Here is a 26949-nt window from a genome sequence, read left to right on the forward strand (position 1 = left end):
CAATATCGACATGCTTAAGCAGGGAAGGACCTGGTACTTATGAATAATCCGACCGCACCGGGACCCCGCAACGGTATTCTGTCCCTGACCATCAAGGACAAATCGGTGTTGTATGCGGCCTATATGCCTTTCGTCAAACATGGCGGTCTCTTCATTCCGACCAACAAGAGCTACCGGCTGGGCGATGAGGTGTTCATGTTGCTGAACCTGATGGAAGAGCCGGAAAAGATACCGGTGGCTGGCAAGGTGATCTGGGTTACTCCGAAAGGTGCCCAGGGTAACCGTGCCGCCGGCATTGGCGTGCAGTTCAGCGACCAGGACAACACTGCCCGCAGCAAGATCGAGACCTATCTGGCGGGTGCGCTAAAGTCCGACCGTCCAACGCATACGATGTAAAGAAACCAGAAGCCAGCGAACTGCTGAAACGTTCTTTCCCGCTATTGCGAGGTGGCAGTCCATATCCGGATTGCACTTGGCAGAGCGGTATGGATTGCCGCGTCGTTACACTCCTCGCAATGACGAGCTTGTCAGCGTTCCAAAGCTAGGATTAAAGGCTGCAAGCCAGAGATTTTTTCATGCTTATCGACTCCCACTGCCACCTTGACCGTCTGGATCTGACAGCCCACAACGGTTCGCTGGATGCGGCCCTGGATGCTGCCCGAGCCCGCGGTATCGGCAAATTTCTGTGTATTGGTGTCGATGCCGCCAATGCCCCTACCGTCAAGGCGTTGGCCGAGCGCTATGCCGATGTGTATTGCAGTGTGGGTATCCACCCGCTGGATCTCAGCCGTTCCGAGCCTACTGATCTCCAGTGGCTGATCCAGGCGCTGGCGCATCCCCGGGTGGTGGCCATTGGCGAGACCGGACTGGATTACCACTACGAGCCGGAGCTGGCAGCCCAGCAGCAGGCTTCATTTCGTTGCCACCTTCAGGCTGCCCAGCAGACCGGCAAGCCCGTGATCATTCATACCCGTGAAGCCCGAGCCGATACCCTGGCGCTGTTGCGCGAAGCCGATCTGCCTCAGGCCGGCGTGTTGCATTGCTTTACCGAGGATTGGGACATGGCCAAAGCTGCACTGGATATGGGCTATTACATTTCCCTGTCCGGGATCGTGACTTTCCGCAACGCCGAGGCCCTGCGTGACGTTGCCCGCCAGGTACCGGCCGACCGCCTGCTGGTGGAGACCGATTCGCCCTACCTGGCACCGGTTCCGCATCGGGGCAAGCCCAACGAGCCGCAGTATGTGCATGAGGTGGCCAGTTTCCTGGCTGAGCTGCGGGGTGAGTCCTTCGAGCAATTGGCCGAACAGACCACGGCCAATTTTCACCGGCTGTTTCCCCTGTCTGCCTGAGGCGCTACTCACAATCAGGTGTGTTTCAGGCAAAAAAAACCCGAATCCTGGGGGATGGATTCGGGTCAAGACCATTAGGAGTGATACACAGACGGGACACGCTGCCCGTCCAGACAGGCACGGCACTTGGGGGAGATGCCGCAGGCCTGATACGTTGAGTATTGATGATAATCCCCAGCTTTCCAGCGCCAATCGCGGGTTTTATAAACTGATTTGGAATACGTTCAACGGCAGCTTATCGTCAACCGTTGTTAGTCTTTCAGGCCTGGGTCAGGCGATAAGCCTCATCCAGACGCATCAGCGCCTGGTCCAAGACCCGCTGCGGAGTATAGAAATGTGGCGACCAGCGAATGCCTCCGCCGCGCTGGGCGCAGACGACGTCAGCCTTGCGTAATTGCTCAAAGACTGCAGCCTGGCTCCGCTCGTGCAACCTGAAGGTCACGATACCTGCTCGTCGTGCAGGCTCGCTGGGACTCAATAGTTCGATAAAGGGTCGTTGGCGCAGTTGCTCAAGCAGATACTCAATACGCTGTTCCAGCGCCAAGGCTACCTGCTCCATCCCTACATCCAGCAGCAACGACAGGCTGGCCGACAGGGCCTGCTGGGCCAGCATGTTCGGGCTACCGGGTTCAAAGCGCCGGGCGCTGCTCGCCGGTTGCCAGTCTTCACGGTCGTAGTCGCCAAGGGCTTCGACCATGTGCCAGCCGAACTGGGTCAAACGCAACTGCTCACGCGCCGGCGCCCGGCAATAGAACACGCCGAGGCCCTCCGGGCCAAGCAGCCACTTGTGTCCGTCGGCCATGGCGAAGTCGCAATCAATGGCCTGAACGTCGAAGGGCAGGGCGCCCAGTGACTGGATCGCATCGACGCAGAACAGCACACCGTGCTCCCGGCAGGCCCGGCCCAGGCGCTCAAGGTCAAGCCGTAACCCGCTGCCGTATTGCACCGAGCTGATGCTCAGCAGGCGGGTGTCGGGTCCCAGGGCTGAAATCAATGCAGCTTCGGGGTCAGGACTGTCCAGGCTCACCTGGTTCAGGCGCACACCCTGGGGCGCCAGGGCTTCCCAGACAATCCGGTTGGAAGGGAACTCCTGGTCGCTGATCACAATCTCGTCACCAGCCTGCCAGTCGAGTCCCATGGCGACGAAGGACAGGGCCTCAGAGGTGTTCTTGACCAGTGCGATGTCATCGACCGAGGCGGCGTTGAGCAGTGACTGCAATTGCCGGCGCAAATGTTTCTCTGCCTGCGACCAGCGTGGGTAGTCACGGGCGCCCTGAACCAGGTTCTCCCGGGCAAAGGCGCTGACAGCTTCGGCGGCGCGTTTGGGCCAGGGTGCCACAGCGGCGTGATTCAGGTAGCAGAGCTGGTTGAGTTGGGGGAATTCGGCATCCCAGAGGGGTTGGTGCAGCATTGAATGGCTCCGGGCAAAGTGCAGGACGGTAACTATACTGTCATGGGTTTGACCTAATTTGGTTGTATCACCTTAACAGAACAAGGATGCGTTTATGCCAATCAAGCAGCTTTTGTTACCTGCCGTGCTGGGATTGTGCCTGCCACTGGGCGCGATGGCCTCGGAGTTGCGGTTGTTGACCTGGGGTGGCTATGCCCCGGAAGACGTGGTCAGCGAGTTTGAGCGCGAGACCGGTATCAAGGTTCTGGTGACACTCTCCAATAATGAAGACATGATTTCCAAGTTGCGGGCCACCGGTGGCTCCGGCTTCGATCTGGCTCAGCCCAGTCAGGACCGGGTAACCAGCGCGCAACAGGAGTACCGCATCTATAAGCCGATGGACCTGTCGAAGATCGACACCAGTCTGTTCATCGAGTCCATGCTTGAGGCCACCAAAAGCAATACCGCCATTGCCGATGAAGTCTACGGCGTACCTCATGTCTGGGGCACCACCGGGCTGATCGTGCATGACAGCGTAGCTGATCAGGTCAAGGATTTCGCTGATCTGTGCAAGCCTGAGCTGGCTGGCCGGGTGTCCTATCGTTTGCGTCGGCCGATTCTGATCGGCATGGCCTTCTCTATGGGTGAGGACCCGTTCGCCGCCTATGCCGACATGCCGCGTTACGAGCAGATCATGCAAAAGGTTGAACAGCAGCTGGTCGCCTGCAAACCCAACGTCAAGGCTTACTGGAGTGGTGGTGATGAACTGATCAATCTGGTCGCTTCCGGCGAGGTGGTGGCAGCCAAGGGTTGGGATGCCGGCGGCTGGAAGCTGCAGGCAGAAAACCCGGCGATTCATTTTGTCGCGCCCAGCAGTGGCGCGCTGGGCTGGATCGATACCTTTGTGTTGCCGCGCCGGGGACGCAACGATGACGCCGCCTATCAATGGATCAACTTCGTGATGCGACCGGATATCGCAGCGCGGATCACCGAGTCGGCTGGCAATTTTACCGCCTCCAAGGGCTCCGAAGAGTTCGTCAACGAACAGCTCAAGGCCAGTTTCCAGGACAGCTTCGATCAACAGGCGCTGGATAACATCAAGTGGTATCCGCCAGTACCACCGGGGCTTGAGGCATTTGAAGGGCGTATTCTCGATCGGATTCAGGCGCACTGACCTGAGCATATGGCAGGTGCCGGCCTCAGGGCCGGCGCCTTGATTTCCATAGTGGGCCAGGGTAACTCATGACATCAGGCAATCAGCCCTTTGACCTCGAATGCCAGGAGGTCTGCAAACGGTTTGCCGGCCATCAGGCGGTGGACGGCGTTTCCTTTCAAATTCCTGCCGGTTCGTTTTTCTCGATACTCGGGCCTTCCGGCTGCGGCAAGACCACGCTGCTGCGCATGCTGGCCGGGTTTCTTGAACCCGATAGTGGCGACATCCGGATCAAGGGTCGTTCGATGCTGGGGATTGCGCCCAATCGGCGGCCGCTGAACATGGTGTTCCAGCACCTGGCGCTGTTCCCGATGATGAGCGTGGCTGACAACGTCGCCTATGGGCTCAAGCGCCGAGGGACTGGCCGTGAGGAAATTCGTCGCCGGGTGGCGGATGTGCTGGAGCGGGTCGGTCTGCCCGACAGCGGCGACAAGAAGCCCGAGCAATTGTCCGGCGGCCAGAAACAGCGGATTGCGATTGCCCGCTGTCTGGTGCTTGAGCCAGCAGTACTGTTGCTCGATGAGCCGCTCGGTGCACTGGATCTGAAACTGCGTGAACAGATGAAGGTGGAGCTCAAGCAATTGCAGCAAACCTTCGGCACCACCTTCATCTACATCACTCACGACCAGTCCGAGGCGCTGGTGATGTCGGATCAGGTGGCGGTGATGAACCAGGGCCGGTTCGAGCAAGTCGATAGCCCCCAGGGGCTGTACTACAACCCGCAAACGCCGTTTGTCGCGGGCTTCGTTGGCGACAGCAATCGCATGGCTGCACGTCTGCTTCAGGCCGGTCCGCATGCTGAGCTGGAGCTGGCTGGTGGGTTGCGGGTCAAGGCCCGGGCGGCCACTGCGCCGGTAGCGCCTGGTAGCCAGGCCAGTCTGTTCGTGCGCCCGGAAAGCATTGTCGCCTGCTTGCCGGACATGCCCTGTGAGCTGGATAACCGTCTGTCCGCGCGGGTGGAGACCCTGTTGTTCGATGGAGCCAACAGCCGGATCGAAGTCAGTGTGGCGACGGGTAGCCAACCCCTGAACCTGACCGTACGCTTACCTCAGACCCCGGCTTACGCCCGGCTGCGTCCAGGCGATTTGCTGACGTTGGGCTGGGCTGCCGATCAGGGGCTGTATTTCCCCGAGACCGGAGCCTGAACATGAGCAGCACCTGGCGTCTGGGAACGCTGCTGTTGATGCTGCCGCTGCTGTTGTGGCTATTGCTGTTGATCCTGCTGCCGCATCTGGACATGTTGACGGTGTCACTGCGTGAGCGGGTAGCGTTCGGTGAGTACCGTTTCAGCTGGATGCACTATCAGGCCTTCTTCAGCGAATCCTTGTACTGGCGCACCTTTCTGCGCACGGCGCTGATGTCGATTCTGGCCACCTTCCTGACCCTGGTGATCGCTTTGCCGGTTGCCTGGTATATCGCCAAGCTGGTACGTGGCCGTGCCCGTACCACGCTGTTTCTCGCCTGCCTGGTGCCGTTCTGGGTCAGCGAGCTGGTACGCACCTATGGCTGGATGATCCTGCTGCGTGAAAGCGGTGTGATCAGCGGCCTTTTGCAATGGCTGGGGTTGGCCAGTGGGCCGGTTGAAATGCTCTACAACGATGTGGCGATCATGGTTGGGCTGATCTATGCCTCGATGCTGTTTATGGTCGTGCCGCTGGTGACGACGCTGGACAGCCTCGATAACAGCCTGGTGGAGGCCGCCTATGACCTTGGCGGTAATCACCTGAGTGTCTGGCGCGACATCATCATTCCACACGCCATGCCCGGCATCGTCTCTGGCTGCATTGTGGTGTTCATGTTGACTCTGGGCAATTACCTGACGCCGGTACTGCTCGGCGGCAAGGACAGTCTGTGGTTCACCGAACAGATCTTCACTCAGTTCATCACCCGCTTCAACTGGGAGCAGGGCGCCGCTTTTGGCGTGCTGCTGCTGTTCTTGTCTTCGCTTATCGTCTGGCTTGGGCTCAAGCTCAGCGGCCAGTCGTTCAGTCAGACCATGAGGTGAAGCATGATTGCCTCCTTGCCCCTGAGCCGCCGGTTTCGCTGGATTTACGCAGCCTATGTCGTGGCTTTTTTCATCTATCTGGCCGCGCCTTTGCTGGTGGTGGCGGTGTTTGCCTTCAACGACAGCCGCTTTCCGGCCTTGCCCTGGCAAGGCTTTACTCTGGACTGGTTCTTGTCCGGCAGCGGTCGGATCGGCCTGTTCGATGACCGGCCGATTCTGCGCAGCATCGGCACCAGCGCCTGGGTAGCCAGTTGGGTGACGCTGGCGTCAATCAGTCTGGCCACGCTCAATGCCTTTCTGTTCGAGCGCCATCAGTTCCCGGGCAAAAACCTGCTGTTCATCCTGATGTTGTTGCCGCTGGTGATTCCCGGCGTGATTCTGGGCATCTCGATTCTGGTGTTTGCCAGCAGCATCGCCAACTACTTTGACTTCAACCATGATCTTGAACTGGACATGCTGCGCCCCGGGTTGTTGCTGGTGGTGCTGGGGCAATTTGCTTTTCTGACTACCATAGCCACCTTGGTGATTGCCGCCCGGCTACGGACCTTTGACCTGCAACTGGAAGAGGCTGCCCGTAATCTGGGGGCTACGCCGCTGGTGGCCGTATTGACCGTGACTCTGCCATTTTTGGCGCCGGCAATCATTGGTGCGGCGCTGGTGTGTTTTTTGATGTCGTTCGAGAACTTCAACACCACCTTGATGTTGGTCGGCTCCGATGCGCCGCTGACGATCACGTTGTTCAGTCGGCTGCGTGAGGGAGCAACCCCTGTCCTCAATGCCGTGTCCTTGCTGCTGATGTTGGGCTCGATGTTGCTGGCGCTGGTCAGCATCTGGGTTCAGCGCAGGCCTTAGGGAACCTCTGAAAAACTACCTGCGTTGGCAATACTGCGTTAAAAACAGCCTCAAAATGCTCATTTACATTAAGTAAACTCCGCTTTTTCGGCTGTTTTTGCCTTGTCTTGCCTGCCTCGCCTACGTTTTTCAGAGGTTCCTTAACAGACCCTATTGGTCATTTCTGTTACCAACAATGTGCAATCGGTCATTTAGTTGGCATAATGATGCACTTTGCCGTTATGGATTCAGGTACATCAATGCAGAAAGAATCACGCAAGGTGCGCGAATTTCGCCGCCGTGAACAGGAAATTCTCGACACCTCACTGCGTCTTTTCCTCGAACAGGGAGAGGATAGCGTCACCGTTGAGATGATCGCCGACGAAGTCGGTATCGGCAAAGGCACCATCTACAAGCACTTCAAGTCCAAGGCCGAGATTTATCTGCGCCTGATGCTGGACTATGAGCGTGACCTGGCCGAGCTGCTGCACTCCGATGCCTTTATCAAGGACAAGGCGGCGCTGCCGCGCGAATACTTCGCCTTCCGCATGAGCGATCCCGAGCGCTATCGGTTGTTTGACCGGCTGGAAGAAAAGGTGGTCAAGGCCAACCAGTTGCCGGAACTGGTCGAGCAGTTGCACCAGATCCGGGCCTCCAACTTCAATCACCTCAAAGGGGTGATCCAACTGCGCATTGATGAAGGTTCGCTGGAAGACGTACCGCCGTATTTCCACTATTGCGCTGCCTGGGCTCTGGTCCACGGCGCGATGGCCATGTATCACTCGCCATTCTGGCGTGAGGAGATCGGTGATCCGGAAGGCTACATGCAGTTTCTGATGGATGTCGGGGTGCGCATGGGCAACAAGTTCAAGCGCCGCAAGGAAGGCGAAGGCGGCGCTCCAGCAAAAGTCTGAACCCCGAGCAATACGGCGGGTCTATGGTGTGTCTGCTAGTGATAGAGGAGATATACCGTGGCCCGCTTTATCCTGTACGCACTCTGCGCATTGCTGGCGCTGCCGGCTCAGGCCAGAGACTACCGCTACAGTGACGCCCACCTGCACTATGTTGACTTCTTCCAGAAATCCGCCGGGATGGAACGCTTGCTCAAGGAAATGCAGGCCAGGCGGATCGATCATGTAATGCTGTCGGGCATCCCGGTAGCCAAGATGTGGCACGAGAATGAACCCAAGCGCCCGCGCTACTATGCCGGGGATGATGCTCCGGTCTATTGGTACAGCGCTACCGACTACCTGATCGCCGATGCGCTCAAGGGCCTGAGTGCCGAGCAGCGCCGACATTTCCATCCGTTCATCTCGGGCTTCAACCCCAGCGACAAAAATGCCGCTGCGCATATCCGTCGGCTGCTGGAGCGTGATCCTGGGTTGTGGCACGGGATCGGTGAAATCTTTACCCGTCATGACGACCTGACTGCATTGACCCATGGCGAGCCGCCACGGGCCAACAGCGCAGCCTTGAATCGGGTTTACCATCTGGCCGCCGAACATGATCTGCCGGTGATGGTACATAGCAACATTACTTCAAAACGTGAGCGCAACCCGCTGTATTTACAGGAAATAGAAGAGCCGCTTGGTGAGCACCCGGATGTCCGCTTCATCTGGGCGCATGCCGGTACCAGCATGGAGATTCATCGCCATCAGGAATATCTTGAGTTCCTGTTGCCGCAGCTTGAACGGCTGTTGTCGACCTACCAGAACCTGTATATCGACCTATCCTGGACCATGCTCGAGCCTTATCTGCTCGACGACCAGGGGGCGCCAGATCCAGACTGGGTGGCGTTGGTCGAGCGTTTTCCTGAACGTTTCATGATTGGTTCGGATGTGGTCGGGCGGTTCGGCAACCTGGGCAATCATCTTCAGGCTTTCGACCCTTTCCTGGATGCTTTGCCTGAATCGGTTGCGCACCAGGTGGCGCGGGATAATTTCGTGGCGATCCTGCCCGAAGCGGTGCGTCAGGAGCTGGACTGAGGCCAACGCCGGCAAATGCCGGCGTTGGTTTGGGTGGCGGGTTAACGCAGAGGCGGATTGGCCCAGTAACCACAGCGGTGATAGCCGAGGAAGGTCAGGGCGCTGGTGCTGGCCGGTTGTGGCGGATCAAGTACCAGGTATTGATTGTCGGCCGCTTGCGGCCAGGCAGGAGCGACCCCATCGCTGGTGTTGGGGTCACCGAACTTGGCGAACGATGTCCAGTAATCAACCATCAGGCCGGCCAGATTGTCGATCTCCTCATCAGTGCCGGTGTAACGCTCGCGCATCAGCTCTTGCGGGTAGAGCACATAAGGAATCTCGCCAGCATGGGTGGCACCCATGTCGAAACTCACCAGGGCCGGACTGACCAGCGTCCAGGGAGCGTTTTCATCACGGAACCAATACTTGAAGGTGTTCATACCCTGGGCGGCGAAGGTGCCGGCGTGCAGGCTGCTGTTGCAGGCGAACATGAAATCGGTCCAGATGGCGGACAGGGCGGTGGAGAGCGGAGCGCTTTCACTGGCATAGAACCCCAGATAATCGCTGGCGATCTGATCATCATCGTAGGGCACGCTGGCCTGGTATGGTGCAAAAAAGCTGGTTACCCGGCTACGGTATTCCGCTTCGCCCAGTGTTTCCAGCGACGCGCCGCCAAGCTCATCAAGGGCAATGAACAAGGTGCCTTCGTTCTGATTGCTGCCGATCATCATGTCCAGGTTGGTATTGAACTGGCCGGTTTGCAGCGCGGCCATGATCGACAGAGGCAGCAGATCGCTATCCGGGTCTACGCTCGGCATGCTTTGCGAACCCTGGGCAGCCAGCAGAGCTGGAACCGGCAAGGCGCGCAGGCAGTCAGCAGCGGTTGCCAGGTCGTCACAGCCCAGGGCATTGGCAATTTGCACACCGCCAAACTGGGCGGCTACCTTAGGTACCTGGAAGGGCGCGTAGGAGCCACTCTGTACGATGGCCTTGTGGAACAGTTCTTCGCTCTGCGCGCGCGGTGAAACCACATGACTCATGACGCTGTGGCCACCGGCCGATTCGCCGAAAATGGTCACGTTGTCCGGGTCGCCGCCAAAGGCCTGAATGTTCTGCTTGACCCAGCGCAGGGCTTGCTGCTGGTCCATCAGGCCGAAGTTGCCACCATCGGACTCCAGTGATGGGTGTGCCATGAAACCAAGATTGCCAAGCCGATAATTGAGGGTAACGACAACTACGTCCTGCTGGACCAGGCGGGTGGGGTCATACTCGCCGCCGCCATCGCCAAATACGAAGGCGCCACCATGGATCCAGACCATCACTGGCAGATCTTCAGCCTGGTCAGGGGTGTAAACATTCAGGAACAGGCAGTCTTCATCACCTTGCGGCTGTCCGGTCATCAGGCTGGTCTGCGGGCACATGGCGCCGAACTCTTCGCTCAGCTCCAGCACGGCATCACGCTGCGCGGCAGCCTGGGTTGGAGCCAGCCGCAGTTCGCCGACCGGTGCGGCGGCGTAGGGTATGCCACGAAATACCCGCATACCGTTGAGTGCGATGCCCTGAATGTCACCTTCACTGGTGCTGGCCAGCAACGGGTTGGCTTCCGGCTCTGTGGCTCTGGAGCTCGAGCTTGAACCTGAACTGGACAGGCAGCCACTTAGGCTGGCGGCGACGACCAGCGCTGAAAGGCTGGTCAGGATGAAGCCCGGGCGGGCGCGGTTTGTTGTCATTATTCTGGTTCCCCATGCGCATACGGTTGTAGTGAATCGCGCTTCCTGAGTCTTTATCTTTGTTTGGAAGGCTTGCGAGGCATAAATGCTAATTGCTTCACATGGCGCTGTCAGACCCGGAGATGGGTGATCCCATTTTGCTGCTACATCGTTTAGACTGGCGCGTTCGAATCCGAGCCGCTCTGGACTCAGGCGTTGTTTTCAGGAGTACTCCATGGCCGCACAGCCGTTTCCCGTCAGCTATATCGAACCGGTATTCAGACCGCCCAGCGAAGCCCACTCACTGATTCTGCCGGTCACCAATGGCTGTTCCTGGAACAAATGTACGTTCTGCGAAATGTACACCGCGCCGCAGAAGAAATTTCGGGCTCGTGATGAGGCTGAGGTACTGGAGGAAATTCAGCGCTGTGGTGAACAGTTGCTGGTGCAGCGGGTATTTCTGGCCGATGGCGACGCCATGGTGCTGCCTACCCATCGTCTGTTGCGCATCCTTGAAGCGATCCGCCAGCATATGCCCGAGGTCAACCGGGTAACCTCCTACTGCTTGCCGCGCAACCTCAAGCGCAAGTCTGTGGCTGAGCTGAGCGAGCTGCGCGAAGCCGGGTTGGCGATGCTGTATGTCGGGGCCGAGTCCGGCGATGATCAGGTACTGGAGCGGGTCAACAAAGGCGAAACCCGGGCTTCTACCAGCGAGGCGCTGATCAAGGCTGGCGAGGCTGGTATTCAGCGCTCGGTGATGATCCTCAACGGTTTGGGTGGGCAAAGCCTGAGCGACCAGCACGCCCGGCACTCGGCAGAACTGATGAATGAAACTCAGCCTGAATACCTGTCCACTCTGGTGGTCAGCTTCCCTCAGGGTATGGAACGCTTCAAGGAGCGTTATGCCGACTTCCAGCCGCTCGATCAGCAGGGACTGTTCCGCGAGATGCTGACCTTCCTGCAGACTCTGGAGCTGGACAGCACGGTGTTTCGCAGTGACCATGCTTCCAATTACCTGGTGCTCAAGGGTGTGCTTGGAGCTGACAAGGGGCGTATGCTTGAGCAGGTGCGCACCGCCCTGCAGCAGCCGGAGCGGGTGAAGTTGCGCCCTGAGTGGATGCGCGGGCTGTAGCGTCAAGGAGAGAGTTATGCGGTTGGGATGGCTTGTGGCGGTAGTGCTGGTGCTGGCTGGCTGTATGAAACCGTCCGATATGCAGCAGAGCGCTCGCTATTATCTGGGCGATGCCGGGTTGATGGATCATTACACGCTGACCCGCAGCGCAACCTGGACGCTGCAGTCAGACTCGCAGCTGTTCATTGCCCAAGGGCATTTTGTCCCGGTAGGTCATCCCTATGCGCGGCCCAATGTGGTGGCCGAAGAGACCTTTGCCGCCGCCGTACAGGTTTTTCCGCTGGTACGGCGCGCCGAGCAGCCGCTTGGGCTGGAGCAGGCACTGGAGCAGGCTATCAACCACCAGGCTGATTACCTGCTGTACACCCGCTTTGCCCGCGCCGAAGACGGCGTCAGTACCCGTGAGGAGTGGGAGGAGTCGGGCGAACTGGCTGATGTCGGGCGTGACCGCGCGGTGTTACAGTTGATTCTGATGGAAACCGGTAACCGCTACATGGTCGACTATGCGGTCATTCAGGCGCGCGGCGGCTTCCTGCAGTTTTACAAGGCCAAGCCCGAAGACCTGTTGCGGCGGCCGCTCGAGGACTATACCCGGCGTCTGCTCGGTCGTTGACAGGAGAGACTCATGGACAATCGCCCACCCCCTCCGCAATCGCTGCTCGACAGCATTCCCCAGACGGGCAGTCTGCATCGCCGTGAACCGGCTCCGGTTCACCTCTGGAACCCACCGCTATCCGGCGAGCTGGACATGCGAATCACCCGCGATGGCACCTGGTACTATCAGGGCGGGCCGATTGAACGCAAGGCGCTGGCGCAGTTGTTCTCCGGCATTCTGCGGCTGGATGAGGACGGCCGCTACTATCTGGTTACGCCGGTCGAACGCTGGGCCATTCAGGTCGATGACGCGCCTTTCGTCGCGACCAACCTGAATATCGAGGGTGAAGGACAGTTGCAACGCTTGCGCTTTACCACCAGCCTGGGTGATGAGTTCGAAGCCGGCACTGAGCATCCGATAACCCTCAAGTGTGATCCTGATAGTGGCGAGCCGGCACCCTATATACTGGTGCGCGCCAATCTGCAGGCGCTGATTCATCGCAACGTGTTCTATCAGTTGGTTGATCTGGCAGTAGCCCATGAGCAGAACGGGCACAGTGCTCTGGGAGTTTGGAGCAACGGTCAGTTTTTTCCGATGGACGGTGGCGCCGAGGCGCGCTGAAGGTCATCCCGCGTCAATTGCGGGCTGGCCGTCAGGGCTGGCCGGCCATTCCCCGAAGTGCTTTCCAAGTCAAGCCCGCCAGGGCAAGAAATCAAAATTTTTTGCAGTTGATATTCACCATATCTAGGTCTAGCATTTCCTCCAACGCACAATACATAGTGTTTTTGCCCTGATGCGCTGGGCGTAGGCCAAAAGCCCGCGACAGACGCTTTCAGTGGCGATGCAGTAGACCTTTCAGGAGAATATGATGAGTCAAACAGCCAAGGTGCAACGTCTGCATAACGTGGTTAACAGCATTCCCATGCAGCCGGCCTCAGAAGACATCTGGGATACCAAATACCGACTCAAGACCAAGGATGGGGCCGCCATCGACAAGACTGTCGATGAAAGCTACCAGCGTGTGGCTCGCGCCCTGGCCGAAGTCGAAGCTCCCGAAGTGCGTGAAGAGTGGTACGAGAAATTCCTCTGGGCTCTGCGCCATGGCGCGATTCCGGCTGGGCGGATTACCTCCAATGCCGGTGCGCTCGAGCACAAGCCGGCAACCTCGACCATCAACTGCACGGTATCGGCGACCATCGGCGACTCGATGGACGACATTCTCTCGAAACTGCATGAGGCAGGCCTGACCCTCAAGGCCGGCTGCGGCATTGGCTATGAATTCTCCACCCTGCGGCCCAAGGGTGCCTATGTCTCCGGCGCGGGGGCCTACACTTCGGGCCCGCTGTCGTTCATGGATATCTACGACAAGATGTGCTTCACCGTGTCTTCGGCTGGTGGCCGGCGCGGTGCCCAGATGGCGACCTTCGATGTTGGTCATCCCGATGTGCTGGATTTCATTCGCGCCAAGCGCGAGAACGGTCGGTTGCGTCAGTTCAATCTGTCGCTGCTGATCACCGAAGAATTCATGCAGGCAGTCGAGGCCGATGCCGATTGGAAGCTGGCCTTTCCGCTGAATCAGGCCGAAGCCGAGGCCGACCGGGTTGATCTGAACGATTCTGAACAGGTGATCTGGCGCGAGTGGCCGAGCAATGAACGTTACATCACCCGTGATGACGGGCTGGTGGCCTGCCGCATCTTCCGCACCATGAAGGCGCGCCGGGTGTGGGACATGATCATGGCCAGCACCTATGACTTCGCCGAGCCGGGTTTCATCCTGATCGATCGGGTTAACCAGATGAACAACAACTGGTTCTGCGAAGAAATCCGCGCCACCAACCCCTGTGGTGAGCAGCCGCTGCCGCCCTATGGCGCCTGCCTGCTGGGCTCGATCAACCTGACCCTGTTCGTGCGTGAACCGTTTACCGACAAGGCACGCTTCGACTGGGACGAGTATCGTCGGGTGGTCGATATCTTCACTCGCATGCTCGACAACGTCGTCGAGATCAACGGCCTGCCGCTGGAGCAACAGCGGGGCGAGATTTTCCGCAAGCGTCGGCACGGCATGGGCTTTTTGGGCCTGGGCTCGACCATGACCATGTTGCGGATGAAGTACGGCTCGCCTGAGTCTCTCCAGTTTACCGAGGAAGTCTCGCGCGAGATGGCCATGCAAGGCTGGCGCACTGGCCTGCAACTGGCCGAGGAGAAAGGCCCGGCGCCGATCATGGACGAGGAGTTCGTGGTAACCGAGGCCATGCTGGCCAAGCGCCCGGAAATGCGCAAGGACGGCATCAAGGCTGGCGACAAGCTCAAGGGCAAGGTGCTCTGGGCCAAATACAGCCGCTACATGCAGCAGGTAGCGGGTGAGGACAAGAAACTGGTCGAGGCACTGGCCAAAAAAGGCTCGCGCTTCACCCACCACAGCTCGATTGCGCCAACCGGCACCATCTCGCTGTCATTGGCCAACAATGCCTCCAACGGCATCGAGCCGAGCTTCGCCCATCACTATTTCCGCAATGTGATTCGTGAAGGCAAGAAGTCCAAGGAAAAGGTCGACGTGTTCAGCTTCGAGCTGTTGGCCTATCGTCACTTCATCGACCCGCAGGCCTTGCCGAGCATGGAAGCTGACAAGCGCAATCTGCCGGACTACTTCATTGCCGCCGATGACGTGAGTCCGATGCAGCATGTTGATGTTCAGGCCGCCGCGCAAAAGTGGATCGATTCGTCGATCTCCAAGACCGCCAACGTGCCGACCGACTACCCCTACGAGGACTTCAAGGACATTTACCTGTATGCCTTCCACAAGGGCCTGAAGGGTTGCACCACCTTCCGCTTCAATCCCGAGGCGTTCCAGGGCGTGCTGGTCAAGGAGCAGGATCTGGCCAATACCACCTACCGCTTCAAGCTTGAAGATGGCAGCGAGGTTGAAGTCAAGGGCAATGAAGAGATCGAGTACGACGGTGAACTGCACAGCGCCGCCAACCTCTATGACGCCCTGAAAGAAGGCTATTACGGCAAGTTCTGAAGCCGTCAGAATCGTACATTTTCAGATTGAAAAGCCCCGTGAGTGCGGGGCGAGGACCGAAAATCATGGCATTGAAGATCAGCAGCAAAATTGTCGACTATGCTGTCGTTAAACCCGACGAGCAGGTCAAGGCGCCGGAGGTCAACAGCCCGGCCATTGAAGAGATGCACGAGAAGCTCAAACGCCCTCAGCACCTGGAGGGCAGCACCTACAAGATCAAGACCCCGGTCTCCGAGCACGCGCTGTATGTGACCATCAACGATGTGGTGCTCAACCCGGGAAGTGATCATGAGCTGCGTCGACCCTTCGAGATCTTCATCAACTCCAAGAACATGGAGCACTACCAGTGGATTTCGGCGCTGACCCTAATTATCTCCGCCGTGTTCCGCAAGGGCGGCGACTGCACCTTCCTGGTTGAAGAGCTGCACAGCGTGTTCGACCCCAAGGGTGGCTACATGAAGCGTGGCGGGCGCTGGATGCCCTCGCTGGTAGCTGAGATTGGCGACGTCATTGAGCAGCACCTGAAGAAAATCGGCCTGATCAAGGATGAGGTCGACGAGCACCAGAAAGCCTATCTGGAGCAAAAGCGTGCCGAGTACGTCGGCCTCAAGCCGCAGGATCAGACCGCTGCCGACTGTGATGACAGTACCGAGTCCTATCCGCCGGGGGCGCAGATGTGCGGCAAGTGCCATACCCAGGCCGTGGTCCAGATGGATGGCTGTATGACCTGTCTCAACTGTGGTGATAGCAAGTGCGGTTAACCGTGTAATCAAACCGTGTGAGGCAGTTTGGCGAAGAGCTCCGTGAGGGGCTCTTCGCGTTTTTGCCGCCAATCCCGGTGGTGGCGCTGACAAACCCCTGTCCGGGCAGGGATAATACCGGCAGATTCAAGGAGAGCCTCATGCCCGTCACTGATACCACCGTACTGCTTGCCGCGATCTGTCTGGCTTTGTTGCTGGGCTGGGCCCTGACCGCCGTGTTGCTGGTGCGCCGAGTCAGGCGGCTGGAGCAGGATTGCTCAGCGTTGACAGGACAACTGGATCAGCAGCGTCAGCAGGCTCAACAGGCGCTGCTGGACAACCACCAGTTGCAATCGCGCTTGGCCACCCTGGAAACCCGCAATGAACACCTGCAGGAATCCCGCGAGCAATTGACGCAGCAGCTGGAGCAGGGTGGGCGGCGGCTGGAACTCAGTGAGCGTGAGCGTCAGGCGGCCCAGGTCGAGGCCCAGCGAAATCAGACCCTGGGGCAGGAACTGCAGCGTCAGCTGGAGGAGCTGCGTGCTGAGCGCACGGCGATGCAACAGCGCCATCAGGCTTTGCAGGACGAACATGAACGGCTCAAGGTCGAGCACTCCACCCTGCAGACCACCCTGGAACAGCGCCAGCGCCATTTTGTCGAGCAGCAGCAACTGCTCAAGGACAGTCGCGAGCAGCTCAAGCTGGAGTTTGAACAGTTGGCCGGCAAGATTTTCGAGACCAAGGGCCAGGCCTTTTCCCAGCACAGCCAGCAGTCGCTCGACAGTCTGCTCAAGCCATTCCGCGAGCAGATCGAGCAGTTCCGCGCCAAGGTCGAAGATATCCATCACAAGGATACCCAGCAGCAGGCGGCACTGGCCCAGGAGCTGCAGCATCTCAAGGAACTGAACCGGCAGATCACCCAGGAAGCCCATGACCTGAGTACCGCGCTGCGGGGGCAGAAAAAGACGCAGGGCAACTGGGGCGAGCTGATTCTTGAGAATGTGTTGGAGCGCTCGGGGCTGCGTGCAGGCAAGGACTTCCAGCGTGAGGTCAGCATCAACACCAGTGAAGGCAAGCGCATGCGCCCCGACGTGCTGGTTTACCTGCCCCAGGACAAGCACCTGATCATCGACGCCAAGGTCTCGCTCAACGCTTACACCCGCTATATCAATAGTGAAGACGAGCAGGAGCGGGCAGTGGCCCTGGCTGAGCACGTGCAGGCGGTGGGCCAACGCATCCGCGAGTTGTCGGACAAGAGCTACTTTGACCTGCCGGGTCTGAATGCGCCGGAAATGGTGTTCATGTTCGTGCCCATCGAGTCGGCGTTTGTTGAGGCACTCAAGGCCGATGAAAGCCTGTTCCAGAAAGCCATTGAGCAGAACGTGCTGGTAGCCACGCCGACCACGCTGTTGACCAGCCTGAATATCGTTCGCCAGCTCTGGCGTTTCGAGGATCAGAACCGGCACACCGCCGAATTGGCTGAGCGGGCGGCCAAGGTTCATGACAAACTACGGACCTTCCTGGTCAGCATGGACGGGGTCGAAAAAGGCCTGGAACGGGCGACCGATGCTTACAAGAAAGCCCGCGAACAACTCGTTACCGGACGCGGAAATCTCGTTAAGCAAGTCAATGATTTCAAAGAGTTAGGCGTTTCAGTTAAAGCAGAACTTGGAGAGGCGTGGACCGAGCATGCAACCCTGGAGCTGGGGGCGCCGGAGGAGTCCTGAGACTCACCCCGGCAATAGCGGCTACAGATGATAGTCGCCGTTGGCTTCGGGCTGATAAAGGATGTCGATGATCTTCAGTTTCAGCGGCCGGCCACTGGGGCCGCGCCAGTCAATACTCTGGCCGACCTTGAGCCCGAGCAGGGCGATGCCTACCGGCGCCAGTACCGAGATAGTGCCGGGCTTGCCGGCTTGTTCCGGATACACCAGAGTCAGAACGAATTCACGGCCGCTGGCTTCATCAATGAAGCGCACGGTCGAATTCATGGTCACCACATCCGCCGCAACGTGGTCATGACTGACAACCTTGGCGCGAAGAATCTCACCTTCCAGGGCTTCGAGCAGGTTGATTGGGGCGTCCAGGCTGGCCAGCACTTTATCGAGGCGCTGAATGTCCAGACGGGTCATGGTGATCTCAGGTGATTTGTTCATGGCGAACGGCACTACTCCTTGACGGACGAAAATGAAAAAGAATCAAAAAATTAAATAAAGACAAAACAGGAAAGAACGTGAAACCGGCAGGGCGCCGACAACTAAGACCATACCAGAACCGCGGTTACTTGCAAGCCTGGCCGATAGTCGAATCGCCAAGTGGCTGTTTTTGCGGTTCGCCGTTTGCTGCTGGGCCGTTTAGACTGTGGGATGGGCAGGCATAGGGAGTCGTTGCATGCAGGTGCTGAAACAGGCCGCGCTTTTCGTTCGTACCAATCTCTGGATCATCCCCCTGGGGCTGTTGCTGGGCTGGGCTCTGATCCGCTATCTCGATCCGGCTCCGCCGCGTGTTCTGGTGATGAGTACCGGCAGTGAAACCGGTGGCTACCACCGCTTTGGTCTGGCCCTGCAGGAGCGTCTGGCCGAGCAGGGTCTGACTCTTGAACTACGCTCAAGCCGGGGATCGCTGGACAATCTGCAGCACTTGCTCGACCCGGACTCGTCAGTCTCTATTGCCCTGGTGCAAAGCGGTACCAGCCTGTTGCTCACGCCGGCCGAGCAGCGCCGCCTGGTTGGGCTGGCAGCGCTTTATCACGAGCCGTTATGGCTATTTCAGCGCAAAGGGCTGGAAATCACCCACCTGGATGATTTGCGCTCGCTGAAGGTGTCGGTCGGCAGTGAAGGCAGTGGGACCTGGGCTGTGGTGCGCAGTCTGTTCCAGGCCCGTGACGATGAGTCGCGATTGCTGGAGCTGAATGGCGGGGCCTGGCAGGCCCTGGCTGGCCGGGCTTCGCTCGACGCTCTGCGTGAAGGGACTCTGGATGCCGCCTTTTTCGTTTTGCCGGCCAGCAATGCGCTGATTGCCGAAATGGTCGCCAATCCCGAGCTGGAGCTGGTCAGCTTGCGCCAGACTGAAGCCTTCAGCGCCCGCCTGCCATTTCTCGATACCCTGCAACTGCCTGAGGGGTTGCTGGATATCGGGGCCAATGTGCCTGCCGAGCCGATCAGCCTGTTGTCACCGGTGGCGACGCTGGTCGCCAATGAGCGCTTTCATCCGGCCCTGACATCCCTGGTACTGGAGGCGGCCCGAGAGGTGCTGCGCGAAGGCAACCTGCTCGACAAGCCCGGCGCCTTCCCGGCGGCCCAGCCTTTGGAACTGACGCTTAGCCCCGAGGCAGACTTCTATCATCGCCAGGGCGTACCGTTCCTGCAGCGCTACCTGCCGTTCTGGGTGGCTTCGATCGTCGACCGCTATGTGGTGCTGGTGATTCCGTTCATCGCCATCATGCTGCCGCTGCTGCGCAGCATGGGGCCGCTATACCGTTGGCGAATCCGTTCCCGGGTCTATCGCTGGTATGAGCAATTGCGACGGATTGACCGCTTGCTGCACAGTGGAGCCATTGCCGGCGAGCTGGAGCGGGAGATCCAGGCATTGCACCAGCTTGAAGATGAGCTGAGCCGGGTGGATGTGCCGCTGTCCTACGCCCATGAGCTGTACAGCCTGCATCTGCACGTACGCTACATGATCAAGCGGCTGGAAGGCTTGAGAACACAGGCCGGCTGAACCATTGGGGCGGAGTCCAAGCTGTTACAAGCCATTGCCTGCGACTTTGCACATAGTGCCAGGGCCCCTAACATGCGGTCTTGGACAGACAACGAGGTGAACATGAGGGATGCTCTGGACCGGGCGCTGGCATCGGTCGATGAAGTACTGCTGGGCAAACAGCAGGCGGTGAAGCTGGCGCTAGCCTGTATTCTGGCCAAAGGGCATCTGCTGATCGAAGACCTGCCGGGCATGGGCAAGACCACCCTGTCGCAAGCTCTGGCTCGGGTACTAGGCATGAGCTACCAGCGGATTCAGTTCACCAGTGACCTGCTGCCCGGGGATATTCTCGGTACCTCGGTCTTCGACCGCAACAGCGCCCAGTTCGTATTCCACCCGGGGCCGATTTTCTCTGAACTGATTCTGGCCGATGAGATCAACCGGGCCACGCCGAAAAGCCAGAGCGCCCTGCTCGAAGCCATGGAAGAGGGGCAGGTGACTGTCGATGGAGCGACCCGGCCATTGCCGGATCCGTTCTTCGTAATTGCCACCCAGAACCCGGTAACCCAGGGCGGCACCTTTCCCTTGCCCGAATCTCAGCTGGATCGTTTTCTGATGCGCCTGTCCTTGGGCTATCCCTCGCAGGCGGCTGAGCGTTCATTGCTGCAGGGGGCTGAGCGGCGGGTAAGGCTGGAGCGGATGGAGCCAACCCTGGGGCGTGAGCAGTTACGTCAGTTGCAGGCGGCGGTGCCTGGAGTCAAGGCCAGTGAGGCGATCATCGACTATATCCTGCGTCTGGTGGCCCAGACCCGGGAAAGCCCGGTCTGTGCCTGGGGGTTGTCACCGCGCGCCAGTCTGGGCCTGTTGGCGGCCTCACGAGCCTGGGCAATGCTCGAACACCGTGATTATGTAATTCCCGAGGATGTGCAGGCGGTCCTGCCGTCGGTTGTCAGTCACCGCCTGCGGGCCAATGATGATCCAGCCGGCCATGGCGGCGGCGGGCTGGCGCAATGGTTGCTGAACGAGGTCAACGCGGTGTGATTGCCCGGCTCAGCGGTCAAACCAGCCGCCTGTTCCAGCGCTGGATCGGTAAGCGCATTCCGGCGGCTCGGGAGATCCGGCTCAATCATCGGCGCATCTTCATCGTGCCGACCCGGGCAGGACTGGCGCTGCTGGTATTGCTGGTGATCATGCTGTTGGGAGCGATCAATTATCAGAATAGCCTGGTCTATGCGCTGACCTTCCTGCTGGTAAGCCTGTTCTGGGTTGGGCTACATCATACTTACCGCAACCTGGCCGGGCTGGAGCTACGGGCGACCGGCAGTCGACCGGTATTTGTTGGCGAGTCGGCGCCGCTGTCGCTGACCCTGGCTGCTGTGCAGCACGAACATCAGGCACTGACCCTGTACTGGCCACGCACTCAACCTCAACGTCTGGATGTGGAAGCCGGGCAGGAGACGACGGTTACCCTGTATCACCCGGTGCATCAGCGTGGCTGGTTTCGCCCCGGGCGCTTGCGGGTTGAAACGCGCTATCCGTTGGGCTGGTTTGTTGCCTGGAGCCTGGTCGATCTGAACTGGCAGGTGCTGGTGTACCCCAAACCTTTGGTCGCTGCGTTGCCGCGCCAGGGCGCTGGTGGCGATGGCGATGGCGCTCTGCTCAATGCTGAAGGGGTCGACGACTTTCAAGGGCTGCGGGCCTATCAACCCGGCGATTCACGCAGGCGCCTCGACTGGCGGGCCTGGTCACGAGGGCAGGGGCTGCACAGCAAGGTGTTTGCCGAACCCAGCCAGAACAGTCTATGGCTGGTACTCGACAGCGCGCCGGGCCAGGATCTTGAACAGCGCCTGGGTTATCTGACCGGCTGGGTACTGGAGCTGGAACGGCGTGGCCAGCCCTATGGCCTGCAACTTGGCAGCCAGCGTCTGGGCCCAGCGTTGGGCGAAGCACACCGCGATGCCTGCCTGAAGACCCTGGCGTTGTATGGGGTGGCAGCATGACGGCAGCATTGATTCCCCGCAACAGTCTGGCCTGGCTGCTGACGGCCCAGGTTGTTGTGCTGTTGCCGCACCTGCCACGTCTGCCGTTCTGGGTGGCGGTACTCTGGATGGCCTGCGCCTTATGGCGAGTACAGATCCAGCGCATGCGCTGGCGTTATCCCGGCAGTGTGGTCAAGGTGCTGGCGCTGGGGCTGATTGCGCTAGGGGTATTCACCACCCAGGGCAGCCTGCTGGGCCTGGATGCTGCGGTGATGCTGCTGCTCTTGCTGTTCATGCTCAAGCTGCTGGAGATGCGCAATCCGCGTGATGCCCTAGTGGTGATCTACCTGGGCTTCTTCATCATCGCTACGGCGTTTCTGTTCGATCAGGGCATCCTGCTGACGCTGTATCAGTGCCTGAGCCTGCTGGTACTGGTGGCTGCGCTGGTCGGGCTACAACAGACACCAGGGCGCAATGATCCGATCCGGGCTCTGCGCAGCTCGGGGTTGCTGCTGCTGCAGGCGTTGCCGTTGATGCTGGTGCTGTTTGTGCTGTTTCCCCGGCTCGGGCCGCTGTGGGCGGTCAATACCCCGGGCAAGAGCGCCACCATCGGGCTGGCCGAGAGCATGGCGCCGGCTGATATCGCCAATCTGGCTCGCTCGCCCGAGCTGGCTTTTCGCGCCAGTTTCGAGGCTGACATTCCCGCGCACAGCGAGCTTTACTGGCGAGCCCTGACTCTCAGCCATTTCGATGGCCGGCGCTGGAGCCATTCCAGTTTTGCCTCGATTGGCATGCCGCGACCCTGGGAGCCACGGGGGGAGGCGGTGCGTTATCAGGTGGTGACCCGCGCCAGTCAACAGCCCTGGGTATTCAGCCTGCGCGGCGCCTCATCCGATGATGACAGCCTGGTGCTGACCCGCGACTTCATGCTCCAGGCCAAACGCCCAATCACCCAGACCCTGGCCTATCAGGCTACTTCGTGGCCGGAAAGCCGGCTTGATCCGCATGATCTTGATCCCTTGCAGCAGCGGATCTACACCGCCTTGCCGGAACAGGGTGATCCGCGCAGCCGGGCCTGGGCCGAAGAGTTGCGTACGCGTTATCCACGCGATGCTGAGCTGGTTCAGGCGTTGTTGCAGCACTTCAATCGTGAACCCTTCCATTACACCCTGCGACCGCCGACGCTGGGCCGGCACAGCAACGATGAGTTTTTGTTCGACAGCCGGCGCGGGTTTTGCGCCCACTATGCCGGAGCCATGACCTTTGTCCTGCGGGCAGCCGGCATTCCGGCCAGAGTGGTAGCCGGCTATCAGGGTGGTGAAATCAATCCGCGTGGCAACTATGTGCTGGTGCATCAGTTCGATGCCCATGCCTGGGTTGAGGTCTGGCTGGACGGGGAAGGCTGGGTCTCGGTCGATCCGACCTTCCAGGTTGCACCAGAGCGCATCGAACGTGGGCTGCAGGATGCCTTGCAGGGTGAGGGCAGCTTTCTTGAAGGCAGCCTGATGGCCCCAGCCCGTTACCGCAACATCGGCTGGATCAACAACCTGCGTCTGGCCTGGGACGACCTCAACTATCAATGGCAACTGCGGGTGCTGGGTTATCAGGCCGAGCGGCAACTGGAGTTCCTGCAACGTTGGCTGGGTACCACAGACTGGCAACGGGTCGGCCTGGTCCTGCTGATTGCTGCCGCACTGGTCATGTTGCCGTTGGTGGTATGGAGCCTGCGTCCGCGGCGCAGGCACCCTGACCCGCGTCGGCAAGCCTGGGAGCAGCTTGATCGCAAGCTGCGGCGCCTGGGGTTGCAGGCGGTGCGTGGCGAGGGGCCGCGAGCCTGGCAGCAACGCCTGGAGCTGCACCTGCCGGCGCAGCGAGAGCCATTGGCAGCCTTTTTCGATGAATATGTTCGGCTGACCTATGCCGAGGACGGCATACCTGACCGTGACACCTGTGCGGGGTTACGCCGGCATCTGGCTGTACTGACGCGCGCGTTACCGCTCAGAGCGGGAAAAATTTCGAGACCGGCGCAGCACTTGCCCGGTCAGTCCACCCACTTATAATGAGCAAGTGCCCGCAGCAGCGGGCTGAACTCTGGCGGAGACTGCATGCATCCTTTCAACGCGATTCGTCCCCCGCGTCTGGCGGTTGGCTTGGGCATGGTCGGCATGATTCCCTTTGTCACCGGAGCACTGGGGCTGTGGGTAACCCCAGAAGTCTGGCGTGAGCGAGTCATGGAGGAACTGCTGGGCTATGCCGCAGTGATTCTTGCCTTCATGGGAGCGATTCACTGGGGGCTGGCCATGCGCGCCGAGGAATCCAGCGAGAAGGCGCCATTTCAGCTGGGCTTGTCGGTCATCCCACCGTTGCTGGGTTGGGTGGCGTTGAGTTTGCCGATCGGCCTGGCCATCCCGGTATTCTTTTTCGCCTATGCGGCGCTGTACTACGCCGATATCTGGGCGGTGAATCATGGCCTTGCGCCGGTCTGGTATCCAGCCCTGCGCAAGCCATTGAGTATTGTGGTGATTCTGTCGTTGCTGGTGGCCTGGGCGGCCACCCTGATAACCCATTGACAGGGTTTGTCTGGCGCTCAGCTTTTCTTGACGAATTCGGACTTCAGCTTCATCGCGCCGATGCCGTCGATGCGGCAGTCGATGTCGTGATCGCCTTCAACCAGTCGGATATTCTTGACCTTGGTGCCGACCTTGACCACCAGGGAAGAGCCTTTCACCTTCAGATCCTTGATCACGGTGACGCTGTCGCCGTCCTGTAGCGGATTGCCATTGGCGTCGGTAATGACCCGGGCCTGCTCTGCGGCAGCGGACTCGGCAGCGGTCCACTCATGGGCGCATTCGGGGCAAACAAATTGAATGCCGTCTTCGTAGGTATATTCCGAGCCGCAGGATGGGCAAGGAGGAAGCTGACTCATCGGGTGTCCTTGGTCTGATCCATTGGGCCGGGGATGATGCCCGATTAGCTGGGGGGTGTCCATGCGGCCATTTTACGCAGCCACGGGCACAATCGCTGCTCGCGGCTGGCTTAAATCACCGCCCCAGGGCTCAGTGCCAGGCGTCAACCAATGGGCTGACATTGGCGTCGCTGACTTCCGCGCGGGCCTTGAACCAGTCGGCCACGGCTTCACGATCGGCATCGGTGGCCGAGCCGCGTCCGGCCTTGCAGATAAAGCCGCCATTGATCCAGCCGCCGAACTCCAGTCCGCGTGGGATGACCACTTCATCAAGGAAGGCGTCAACCAGCGCATCGGCCTGACTCTCGTCCAGCGGCTGTTTGAGCTCAACACTGAAATCGAACCCCATTTCCTGGAATTCATCGACGCGCAGTTTCTTTCTGAGGCGGCGGCTACGTTGGGTAGTCATGGAAACCTGTTGCTCCGTTGCTGATTAAGGGGACACTTTAGCCGGATCGCCCAGGATTGGCATGCAATTTCGTGTCTGCGCGATCTGCGGGCGCTGGCTTGACAGTCTGTCAAGCCGGTGCTTTGTTGATGTCAGTAGTCGGGGTTGATTCCGGAGCGCCAAGGAGGCCTTTATGCTGAAGCCGGATCGTGCGTCTTTGCTGTTTGTCTGTCTGTTTGCCTGCCTTCTCCCGCTCCCCAGTGCCGCTGCCAAAGCACCAGCGGTGTTGATCGAAAACGTCTACCTGTTCGATGGCAAGTCGGACCGTCGTTCGGCGCAGCCGGTCCATGTACTTGTACGTGATGGTCAGATCGCAACGATCGCCACTCGCCCGATCACCCCCGAAGAGGGTGTTCAGGTTGTTGACGGGGAACAGCGCACACTGATGCCCGGTCTTATCGATGCCCATTGGCACTCGGTACTGGTCAGCCCGACAACCGTTGAAGCGCTGACGGCAGATATCGCCTATATCCATCTATTGGCCGGCCAGGTAGCCGAAGCTACGCTGATGCGTGGTTTCACCTCGGTGCGAGATATGGGCGGGCCGTCCTTTGGTCTGCGCCGGGCCATTGAGGAAGGGCTGATCAGCGGCCCACGAATTTTTCCTTCTGGTGCTATGGTGTCGCAAACTGGCGGGCATGGAGATTTCCGCCTGCCCTACGAGGTGCCGCGCGCAGGCAACTCGCCGCTGAATTATTCGGATCAGGTACGGGTTACAGCTATTGCCGACGGCAGTGACGAGGTACTGCGCAAGGTGCGCGAGCAACTGATGATGGGTGCAACCCAGATCAAACTGATGGCTGGCGGCGGAGTTAGCTCGTTATATGATCCAATCGATGTGACCCAGTACACCCCGGACGAGTTGCGTGCAGCGGTGCTGGCGGCAGAAAACTGGGGCACCTATGTTGCCGTGCATGCCTACACTTCGCGGGCCGTGCAGATGGCTCTTGAGGCCGGGGTGAAAAGTATCGAACACGGCCAGTTGCTGGATGAGGAAACGGTGCGGATGATCGCCAGCAAGAACGCCTGGTGGAGTTTGCAGCCGTTTCTCGACAACGAGCTGGCCAACCCTCAGACCGGCGCCTCCCGGGTCAAGCAGTTGATGGTCAGTACCGGCACCGAGCGAGCCTTTGATCTAGCGAAGAAACACAAGGTCAAGGTAGCGTTCGGCACTGACATTCTCGCCAGCGGTGATACCGGAGATAAACAGAACCGGCTGCTGGTCACACTGGAGCGTTGGTACAACCCAGGCGAGGTCCTGCAGATTGCCACCGGCAATAATGGTCAGTTGATTGGCATGGCTGGCGAGCGTTATGGCCTGGCGGGACCGCTTGGCGTGCTGGAAGAAGGGGCCATGGCCGACATGCTATTGGTTGATGGTGACCCGACAGCAGATCTGTCCTTGATCGCCGATCCAGACAAGAACTTTGTGCTGATCATGAAAAACGGCGTGATTTACAAGAACCTGTTGCCATAGTGGGTTGTGACTGGGGCTTGGCTACGCACTGACTCTGGCAGTCAGAAACGATAGTCCAGCCCCAGGCCAAGTCCGTGAATGCGGGCATCGAACTCGAAACCACCGTCCGTGTAGTCCAGCCACATGTGCCTGTAACCACTAGCAAAGCCGTTTGTTCGTTGATTGAGTAGCCGGCACTGACCAGAATATCGGTCATGGAATCCGAGCCAACCCCGAAACCGCCGGTCATTAGCCAGCCCATCAGATAAGCCCGCGAGTCCAGGCGATAGAGCCCCTTGGCACCGATTACCGGGTCATGGAAGCGTTCGGTGCCCGAGCGCTGGCGTTCGATGGCGCTGGCTGGCAAGCTCAGCAGGGCGCCAAGCAGTGCCGTAACGATGGAGTAGCGTTGGCGGTAGCTGGGCATGGGGGCTCCCTGTTGGTCGCTG

26 protein-coding genes are annotated in these 26949 nt (G+C 59.4%); 20 read left to right on the top strand and 6 right to left on the bottom strand.

All coding sequences use genetic code 11. The annotated features are described in order from the left end of the window. Positions 1-39 precede the first annotated feature (39 nt). The gene (locus tag C2846_RS02970; RefSeq protein ID WP_080050506.1) at positions 40-396 is read left to right on the top strand and encodes a PilZ domain-containing protein; all 357 of its coding nucleotides are present in this window, start codon (positions 40-42) and stop codon (positions 394-396) included. 179 nt (positions 397-575) lie between these two features. After that, complete coding sequence (locus C2846_RS02975) at positions 576-1352, top strand: TatD family hydrolase (protein WP_119700626.1); 777 nt, start codon at positions 576-578, stop codon at positions 1350-1352. A 259-nt stretch (positions 1353-1611) separates the two neighbouring features. Here the strand turns inward: C2846_RS02975 and C2846_RS02980 are convergent, their stop codons facing one another. Then, the gene (locus tag C2846_RS02980; protein WP_119700627.1) at positions 1612-2763 is read right to left on the bottom strand and encodes an aminotransferase class V-fold PLP-dependent enzyme; all 1152 of its coding nucleotides are present in this window, start codon (positions 2761-2763) and stop codon (positions 1612-1614) included. Between the two features lie 94 nt (positions 2764-2857). Between C2846_RS02980 and C2846_RS02985 the strand changes: the two genes are divergently transcribed. From C2846_RS02985 to C2846_RS03010, 6 genes are all read left to right on the top strand, one after another. After that, the gene (locus tag C2846_RS02985; protein WP_080050509.1) at positions 2858-3916 is read left to right on the top strand and encodes an extracellular solute-binding protein; all 1059 of its coding nucleotides are present in this window, start codon (positions 2858-2860) and stop codon (positions 3914-3916) included. Positions 3917-3984: 68 nt separating this feature from the next. Then, positions 3985-5100: an ABC transporter ATP-binding protein gene (locus C2846_RS02990; protein WP_119700628.1), complete on the top strand. Its 1116-nt coding sequence runs from the start codon at positions 3985-3987 to the stop codon at positions 5098-5100. Positions 5101-5102: 2 nt separating this feature from the next. After that, a complete protein-coding gene (locus C2846_RS02995; RefSeq protein WP_119700629.1) occupies positions 5103-5960 on the top strand; it encodes an ABC transporter permease in 858 nt (285 codons plus the stop codon). Positions 5961-5963: 3 nt separating this feature from the next. Beyond that, positions 5964-6812, top strand: a complete 849-nt coding sequence (locus C2846_RS03000; protein WP_080050512.1) for an ABC transporter permease — start codon at positions 5964-5966, stop codon at positions 6810-6812. A 239-nt stretch (positions 6813-7051) separates the two neighbouring features. Continuing rightward, the gene (locus C2846_RS03005; protein WP_080050513.1) at positions 7052-7705 is read left to right on the top strand and encodes a TetR/AcrR family transcriptional regulator; all 654 of its coding nucleotides are present in this window, start codon (positions 7052-7054) and stop codon (positions 7703-7705) included. 57 nt (positions 7706-7762) lie between these two features. Next, positions 7763-8776, top strand: coding sequence for an amidohydrolase family protein (locus C2846_RS03010; RefSeq protein WP_080050514.1), 1014 nt, complete (start codon positions 7763-7765; stop codon positions 8774-8776). Positions 8777-8817: 41 nt separating this feature from the next. On the opposite strand, the gene C2846_RS03015 is transcribed toward C2846_RS03010, so the two are convergent. Further along, complete coding sequence (locus tag C2846_RS03015) at positions 8818-10485, bottom strand: carboxylesterase/lipase family protein (RefSeq protein WP_119700630.1); 1668 nt, start codon at positions 10483-10485, stop codon at positions 8818-8820. Positions 10486-10699: 214 nt separating this feature from the next. Here C2846_RS03015 and C2846_RS03020 point away from each other — a divergent pair, with 214 nt between their 5' ends. The 6 genes from C2846_RS03020 to C2846_RS03045 all read left to right on the top strand — a co-directional run bounded on the left by C2846_RS03020 (position 10700) and on the right by C2846_RS03045 (position 17680). Next, positions 10700-11596 carry a radical SAM protein gene (locus C2846_RS03020; RefSeq protein ID WP_119700631.1) on the top strand — a complete coding sequence of 299 codons (897 nt, stop codon included), beginning with the start codon at positions 10700-10702 and terminating at the stop codon, positions 11594-11596. A gap of 16 nt (positions 11597-11612) precedes the next feature. After that, the gene (locus C2846_RS03025) at positions 11613-12209 is read left to right on the top strand and encodes a DUF4823 domain-containing protein (RefSeq protein ID WP_080050517.1); all 597 of its coding nucleotides are present in this window, start codon (positions 11613-11615) and stop codon (positions 12207-12209) included. Between the two features lie 12 nt (positions 12210-12221). Next, entirely contained in the window at positions 12222-12812 is a 591-nt protein-coding gene (locus C2846_RS03030; protein ID WP_080050518.1) for a DUF1285 domain-containing protein, read from the top strand. A gap of 247 nt (positions 12813-13059) precedes the next feature. After that, on the top strand, positions 13060-15213 hold the full coding sequence (locus C2846_RS03035) for an adenosylcobalamin-dependent ribonucleoside-diphosphate reductase (protein WP_080050519.1): 2154 nt from the start codon (positions 13060-13062) through the stop codon (positions 15211-15213). 65 nt (positions 15214-15278) lie between these two features. Next, positions 15279-15974 carry a TSCPD domain-containing protein gene (locus C2846_RS03040; RefSeq protein ID WP_080050520.1) on the top strand — a complete coding sequence of 232 codons (696 nt, stop codon included), beginning with the start codon at positions 15279-15281 and terminating at the stop codon, positions 15972-15974. A 140-nt stretch (positions 15975-16114) separates the two neighbouring features. Continuing rightward, positions 16115-17680, top strand: a complete 1566-nt coding sequence (locus C2846_RS03045; RefSeq protein ID WP_119700633.1) for a DNA recombination protein RmuC — start codon at positions 16115-16117, stop codon at positions 17678-17680. Between the two features lie 21 nt (positions 17681-17701). On the opposite strand, the gene rnk is transcribed toward C2846_RS03045, so the two are convergent. Beyond that, on the bottom strand, positions 17702-18109 hold the full coding sequence (gene rnk / locus C2846_RS03050; RefSeq protein ID WP_080050522.1) for a nucleoside diphosphate kinase regulator: 408 nt from the start codon (positions 18107-18109) through the stop codon (positions 17702-17704). Between the two features lie 235 nt (positions 18110-18344). On the opposite strand from rnk, the gene C2846_RS03055 reads away from it, so the two are divergent. The 5 genes from C2846_RS03055 to C2846_RS03075 all read left to right on the top strand — a co-directional run bounded on the left by C2846_RS03055 (position 18345) and on the right by C2846_RS03075 (position 24201). After that, on the top strand, positions 18345-19673 hold the full coding sequence (locus tag C2846_RS03055) for a TAXI family TRAP transporter solute-binding subunit (RefSeq protein ID WP_119700634.1): 1329 nt from the start codon (positions 18345-18347) through the stop codon (positions 19671-19673). 102 nt (positions 19674-19775) lie between these two features. Then, positions 19776-20693 carry an AAA family ATPase gene (locus C2846_RS03060; protein WP_095625516.1) on the top strand — a complete coding sequence of 306 codons (918 nt, stop codon included), beginning with the start codon at positions 19776-19778 and terminating at the stop codon, positions 20691-20693. Beyond that, positions 20663-21652 (top strand): DUF58 domain-containing protein, encoded by a 990-nt coding sequence (locus tag C2846_RS03065; RefSeq protein ID WP_119700691.1) that lies wholly within the window; start codon positions 20663-20665, stop codon positions 21650-21652. Before C2846_RS03060 ends, C2846_RS03065 begins: the two co-directional genes overlap by 31 nt. Beyond that, a complete protein-coding gene (locus C2846_RS03070) occupies positions 21649-23691 on the top strand; it encodes a transglutaminase TgpA family protein (RefSeq protein WP_080050524.1) in 2043 nt (680 codons plus the stop codon). Before C2846_RS03065 ends, C2846_RS03070 begins: the two co-directional genes overlap by 4 nt. Positions 23692-23736: 45 nt before the next feature. Next, positions 23737-24201 carry a DUF3429 domain-containing protein gene (locus tag C2846_RS03075; RefSeq protein WP_080050525.1) on the top strand — a complete coding sequence of 155 codons (465 nt, stop codon included), beginning with the start codon at positions 23737-23739 and terminating at the stop codon, positions 24199-24201. 17 nt (positions 24202-24218) lie between these two features. Here C2846_RS03075 and C2846_RS03080 read toward each other — a convergent pair whose 3' ends face one another. Both C2846_RS03080 and C2846_RS03085 read right to left on the bottom strand, forming a co-directional pair. Next, the gene (locus C2846_RS03080) at positions 24219-24557 is read right to left on the bottom strand and encodes a zinc ribbon domain-containing protein YjdM (protein WP_080050526.1); all 339 of its coding nucleotides are present in this window, start codon (positions 24555-24557) and stop codon (positions 24219-24221) included. 130 nt (positions 24558-24687) lie between these two features. Further along, a complete protein-coding gene (locus C2846_RS03085) occupies positions 24688-25005 on the bottom strand; it encodes a YggL 50S ribosome-binding family protein (RefSeq protein ID WP_080050527.1) in 318 nt (105 codons plus the stop codon). Between the two features lie 172 nt (positions 25006-25177). Between C2846_RS03085 and C2846_RS03090 the strand changes: the two genes are divergently transcribed. Then, positions 25178-26521, top strand: coding sequence for a metal-dependent hydrolase family protein (locus C2846_RS03090; RefSeq protein WP_080050528.1), 1344 nt, complete (start codon positions 25178-25180; stop codon positions 26519-26521). Here the strand turns inward: C2846_RS03090 and C2846_RS18540 are convergent. Further along, complete coding sequence (locus C2846_RS18540) at positions 26481-26927, bottom strand: hypothetical protein (RefSeq protein WP_131038199.1); 447 nt, start codon at positions 26925-26927, stop codon at positions 26481-26483. The genes C2846_RS03090 and C2846_RS18540 overlap by 41 nt on opposite strands. Positions 26928-26949 lie beyond the last annotated feature (22 nt).

Source organism: Pseudomonas jilinensis (genome assembly GCF_003586265.1).
Taxonomy (GTDB): Bacteria; Pseudomonadota; Gammaproteobacteria; order Pseudomonadales; family Pseudomonadaceae; genus Halopseudomonas; species Halopseudomonas phragmitis.

Excerpts from the sequence above, each read along its gene's own strand:
- C2846_RS03040 (WP_080050520.1), top strand. The coding sequence starts at position 15,279 with ATGGCATTGAAGATCAGCAGCAAAATTGTCGACTATGCTGTCGTTAAA.
- C2846_RS03030 (WP_080050518.1), top strand. The coding sequence starts at position 12,222 with ATGGACAATCGCCCACCCCCTCCGCAATCGCTGCTCGACAGCATTCCC.
- rnk (WP_080050522.1), bottom strand. The coding sequence starts at position 18,109 with ATGAACAAATCACCTGAGATCACCATGACCCGTCTGGACATTCAGCGC.
- C2846_RS02995 (WP_119700629.1), top strand. The coding sequence starts at position 5,103 with ATGAGCAGCACCTGGCGTCTGGGAACGCTGCTGTTGATGCTGCCGCTG.
- C2846_RS03035 (WP_080050519.1), top strand. The coding sequence starts at position 13,060 with ATGAGTCAAACAGCCAAGGTGCAACGTCTGCATAACGTGGTTAACAGC.
- C2846_RS03000 (WP_080050512.1), top strand. The coding sequence starts at position 5,964 with ATGATTGCCTCCTTGCCCCTGAGCCGCCGGTTTCGCTGGATTTACGCA.
- C2846_RS03070 (WP_080050524.1), top strand. The coding sequence starts at position 21,649 with ATGACGGCAGCATTGATTCCCCGCAACAGTCTGGCCTGGCTGCTGACG.
- C2846_RS02990 (WP_119700628.1), top strand. The coding sequence starts at position 3,985 with ATGACATCAGGCAATCAGCCCTTTGACCTCGAATGCCAGGAGGTCTGC.
- C2846_RS02985 (WP_080050509.1), top strand. The coding sequence starts at position 2,858 with ATGCCAATCAAGCAGCTTTTGTTACCTGCCGTGCTGGGATTGTGCCTG.
- C2846_RS03025 (WP_080050517.1), top strand. The coding sequence starts at position 11,613 with ATGCGGTTGGGATGGCTTGTGGCGGTAGTGCTGGTGCTGGCTGGCTGT.
- C2846_RS03005 (WP_080050513.1), top strand. The coding sequence starts at position 7,052 with ATGCAGAAAGAATCACGCAAGGTGCGCGAATTTCGCCGCCGTGAACAG.
- C2846_RS03065 (WP_119700691.1), top strand. The coding sequence starts at position 20,663 with ATGGTTGCTGAACGAGGTCAACGCGGTGTGATTGCCCGGCTCAGCGGT.
- C2846_RS03090 (WP_080050528.1), top strand. The coding sequence starts at position 25,178 with ATGCTGAAGCCGGATCGTGCGTCTTTGCTGTTTGTCTGTCTGTTTGCC.
- C2846_RS18540 (WP_131038199.1), bottom strand. The coding sequence starts at position 26,927 with ATGCCCAGCTACCGCCAACGCTACTCCATCGTTACGGCACTGCTTGGC.
- C2846_RS03075 (WP_080050525.1), top strand. The coding sequence starts at position 23,737 with ATGCATCCTTTCAACGCGATTCGTCCCCCGCGTCTGGCGGTTGGCTTG.
- C2846_RS02980 (WP_119700627.1), bottom strand. The coding sequence starts at position 2,763 with ATGCTGCACCAACCCCTCTGGGATGCCGAATTCCCCCAACTCAACCAG.
- C2846_RS03060 (WP_095625516.1), top strand. The coding sequence starts at position 19,776 with ATGAGGGATGCTCTGGACCGGGCGCTGGCATCGGTCGATGAAGTACTG.
- C2846_RS03045 (WP_119700633.1), top strand. The coding sequence starts at position 16,115 with ATGCCCGTCACTGATACCACCGTACTGCTTGCCGCGATCTGTCTGGCT.
- C2846_RS03080 (WP_080050526.1), bottom strand. The coding sequence starts at position 24,557 with ATGAGTCAGCTTCCTCCTTGCCCATCCTGCGGCTCGGAATATACCTAC.
- C2846_RS02970 (WP_080050506.1), top strand. The coding sequence starts at position 40 with ATGAATAATCCGACCGCACCGGGACCCCGCAACGGTATTCTGTCCCTG.
- C2846_RS03055 (WP_119700634.1), top strand. The coding sequence starts at position 18,345 with ATGCAGGTGCTGAAACAGGCCGCGCTTTTCGTTCGTACCAATCTCTGG.
- C2846_RS03015 (WP_119700630.1), bottom strand. The coding sequence starts at position 10,485 with ATGACAACAAACCGCGCCCGCCCGGGCTTCATCCTGACCAGCCTTTCA.
- C2846_RS03085 (WP_080050527.1), bottom strand. The coding sequence starts at position 25,005 with ATGACTACCCAACGTAGCCGCCGCCTCAGAAAGAAACTGCGCGTCGAT.
- C2846_RS03020 (WP_119700631.1), top strand. The coding sequence starts at position 10,700 with ATGGCCGCACAGCCGTTTCCCGTCAGCTATATCGAACCGGTATTCAGA.
- C2846_RS02975 (WP_119700626.1), top strand. The coding sequence starts at position 576 with ATGCTTATCGACTCCCACTGCCACCTTGACCGTCTGGATCTGACAGCC.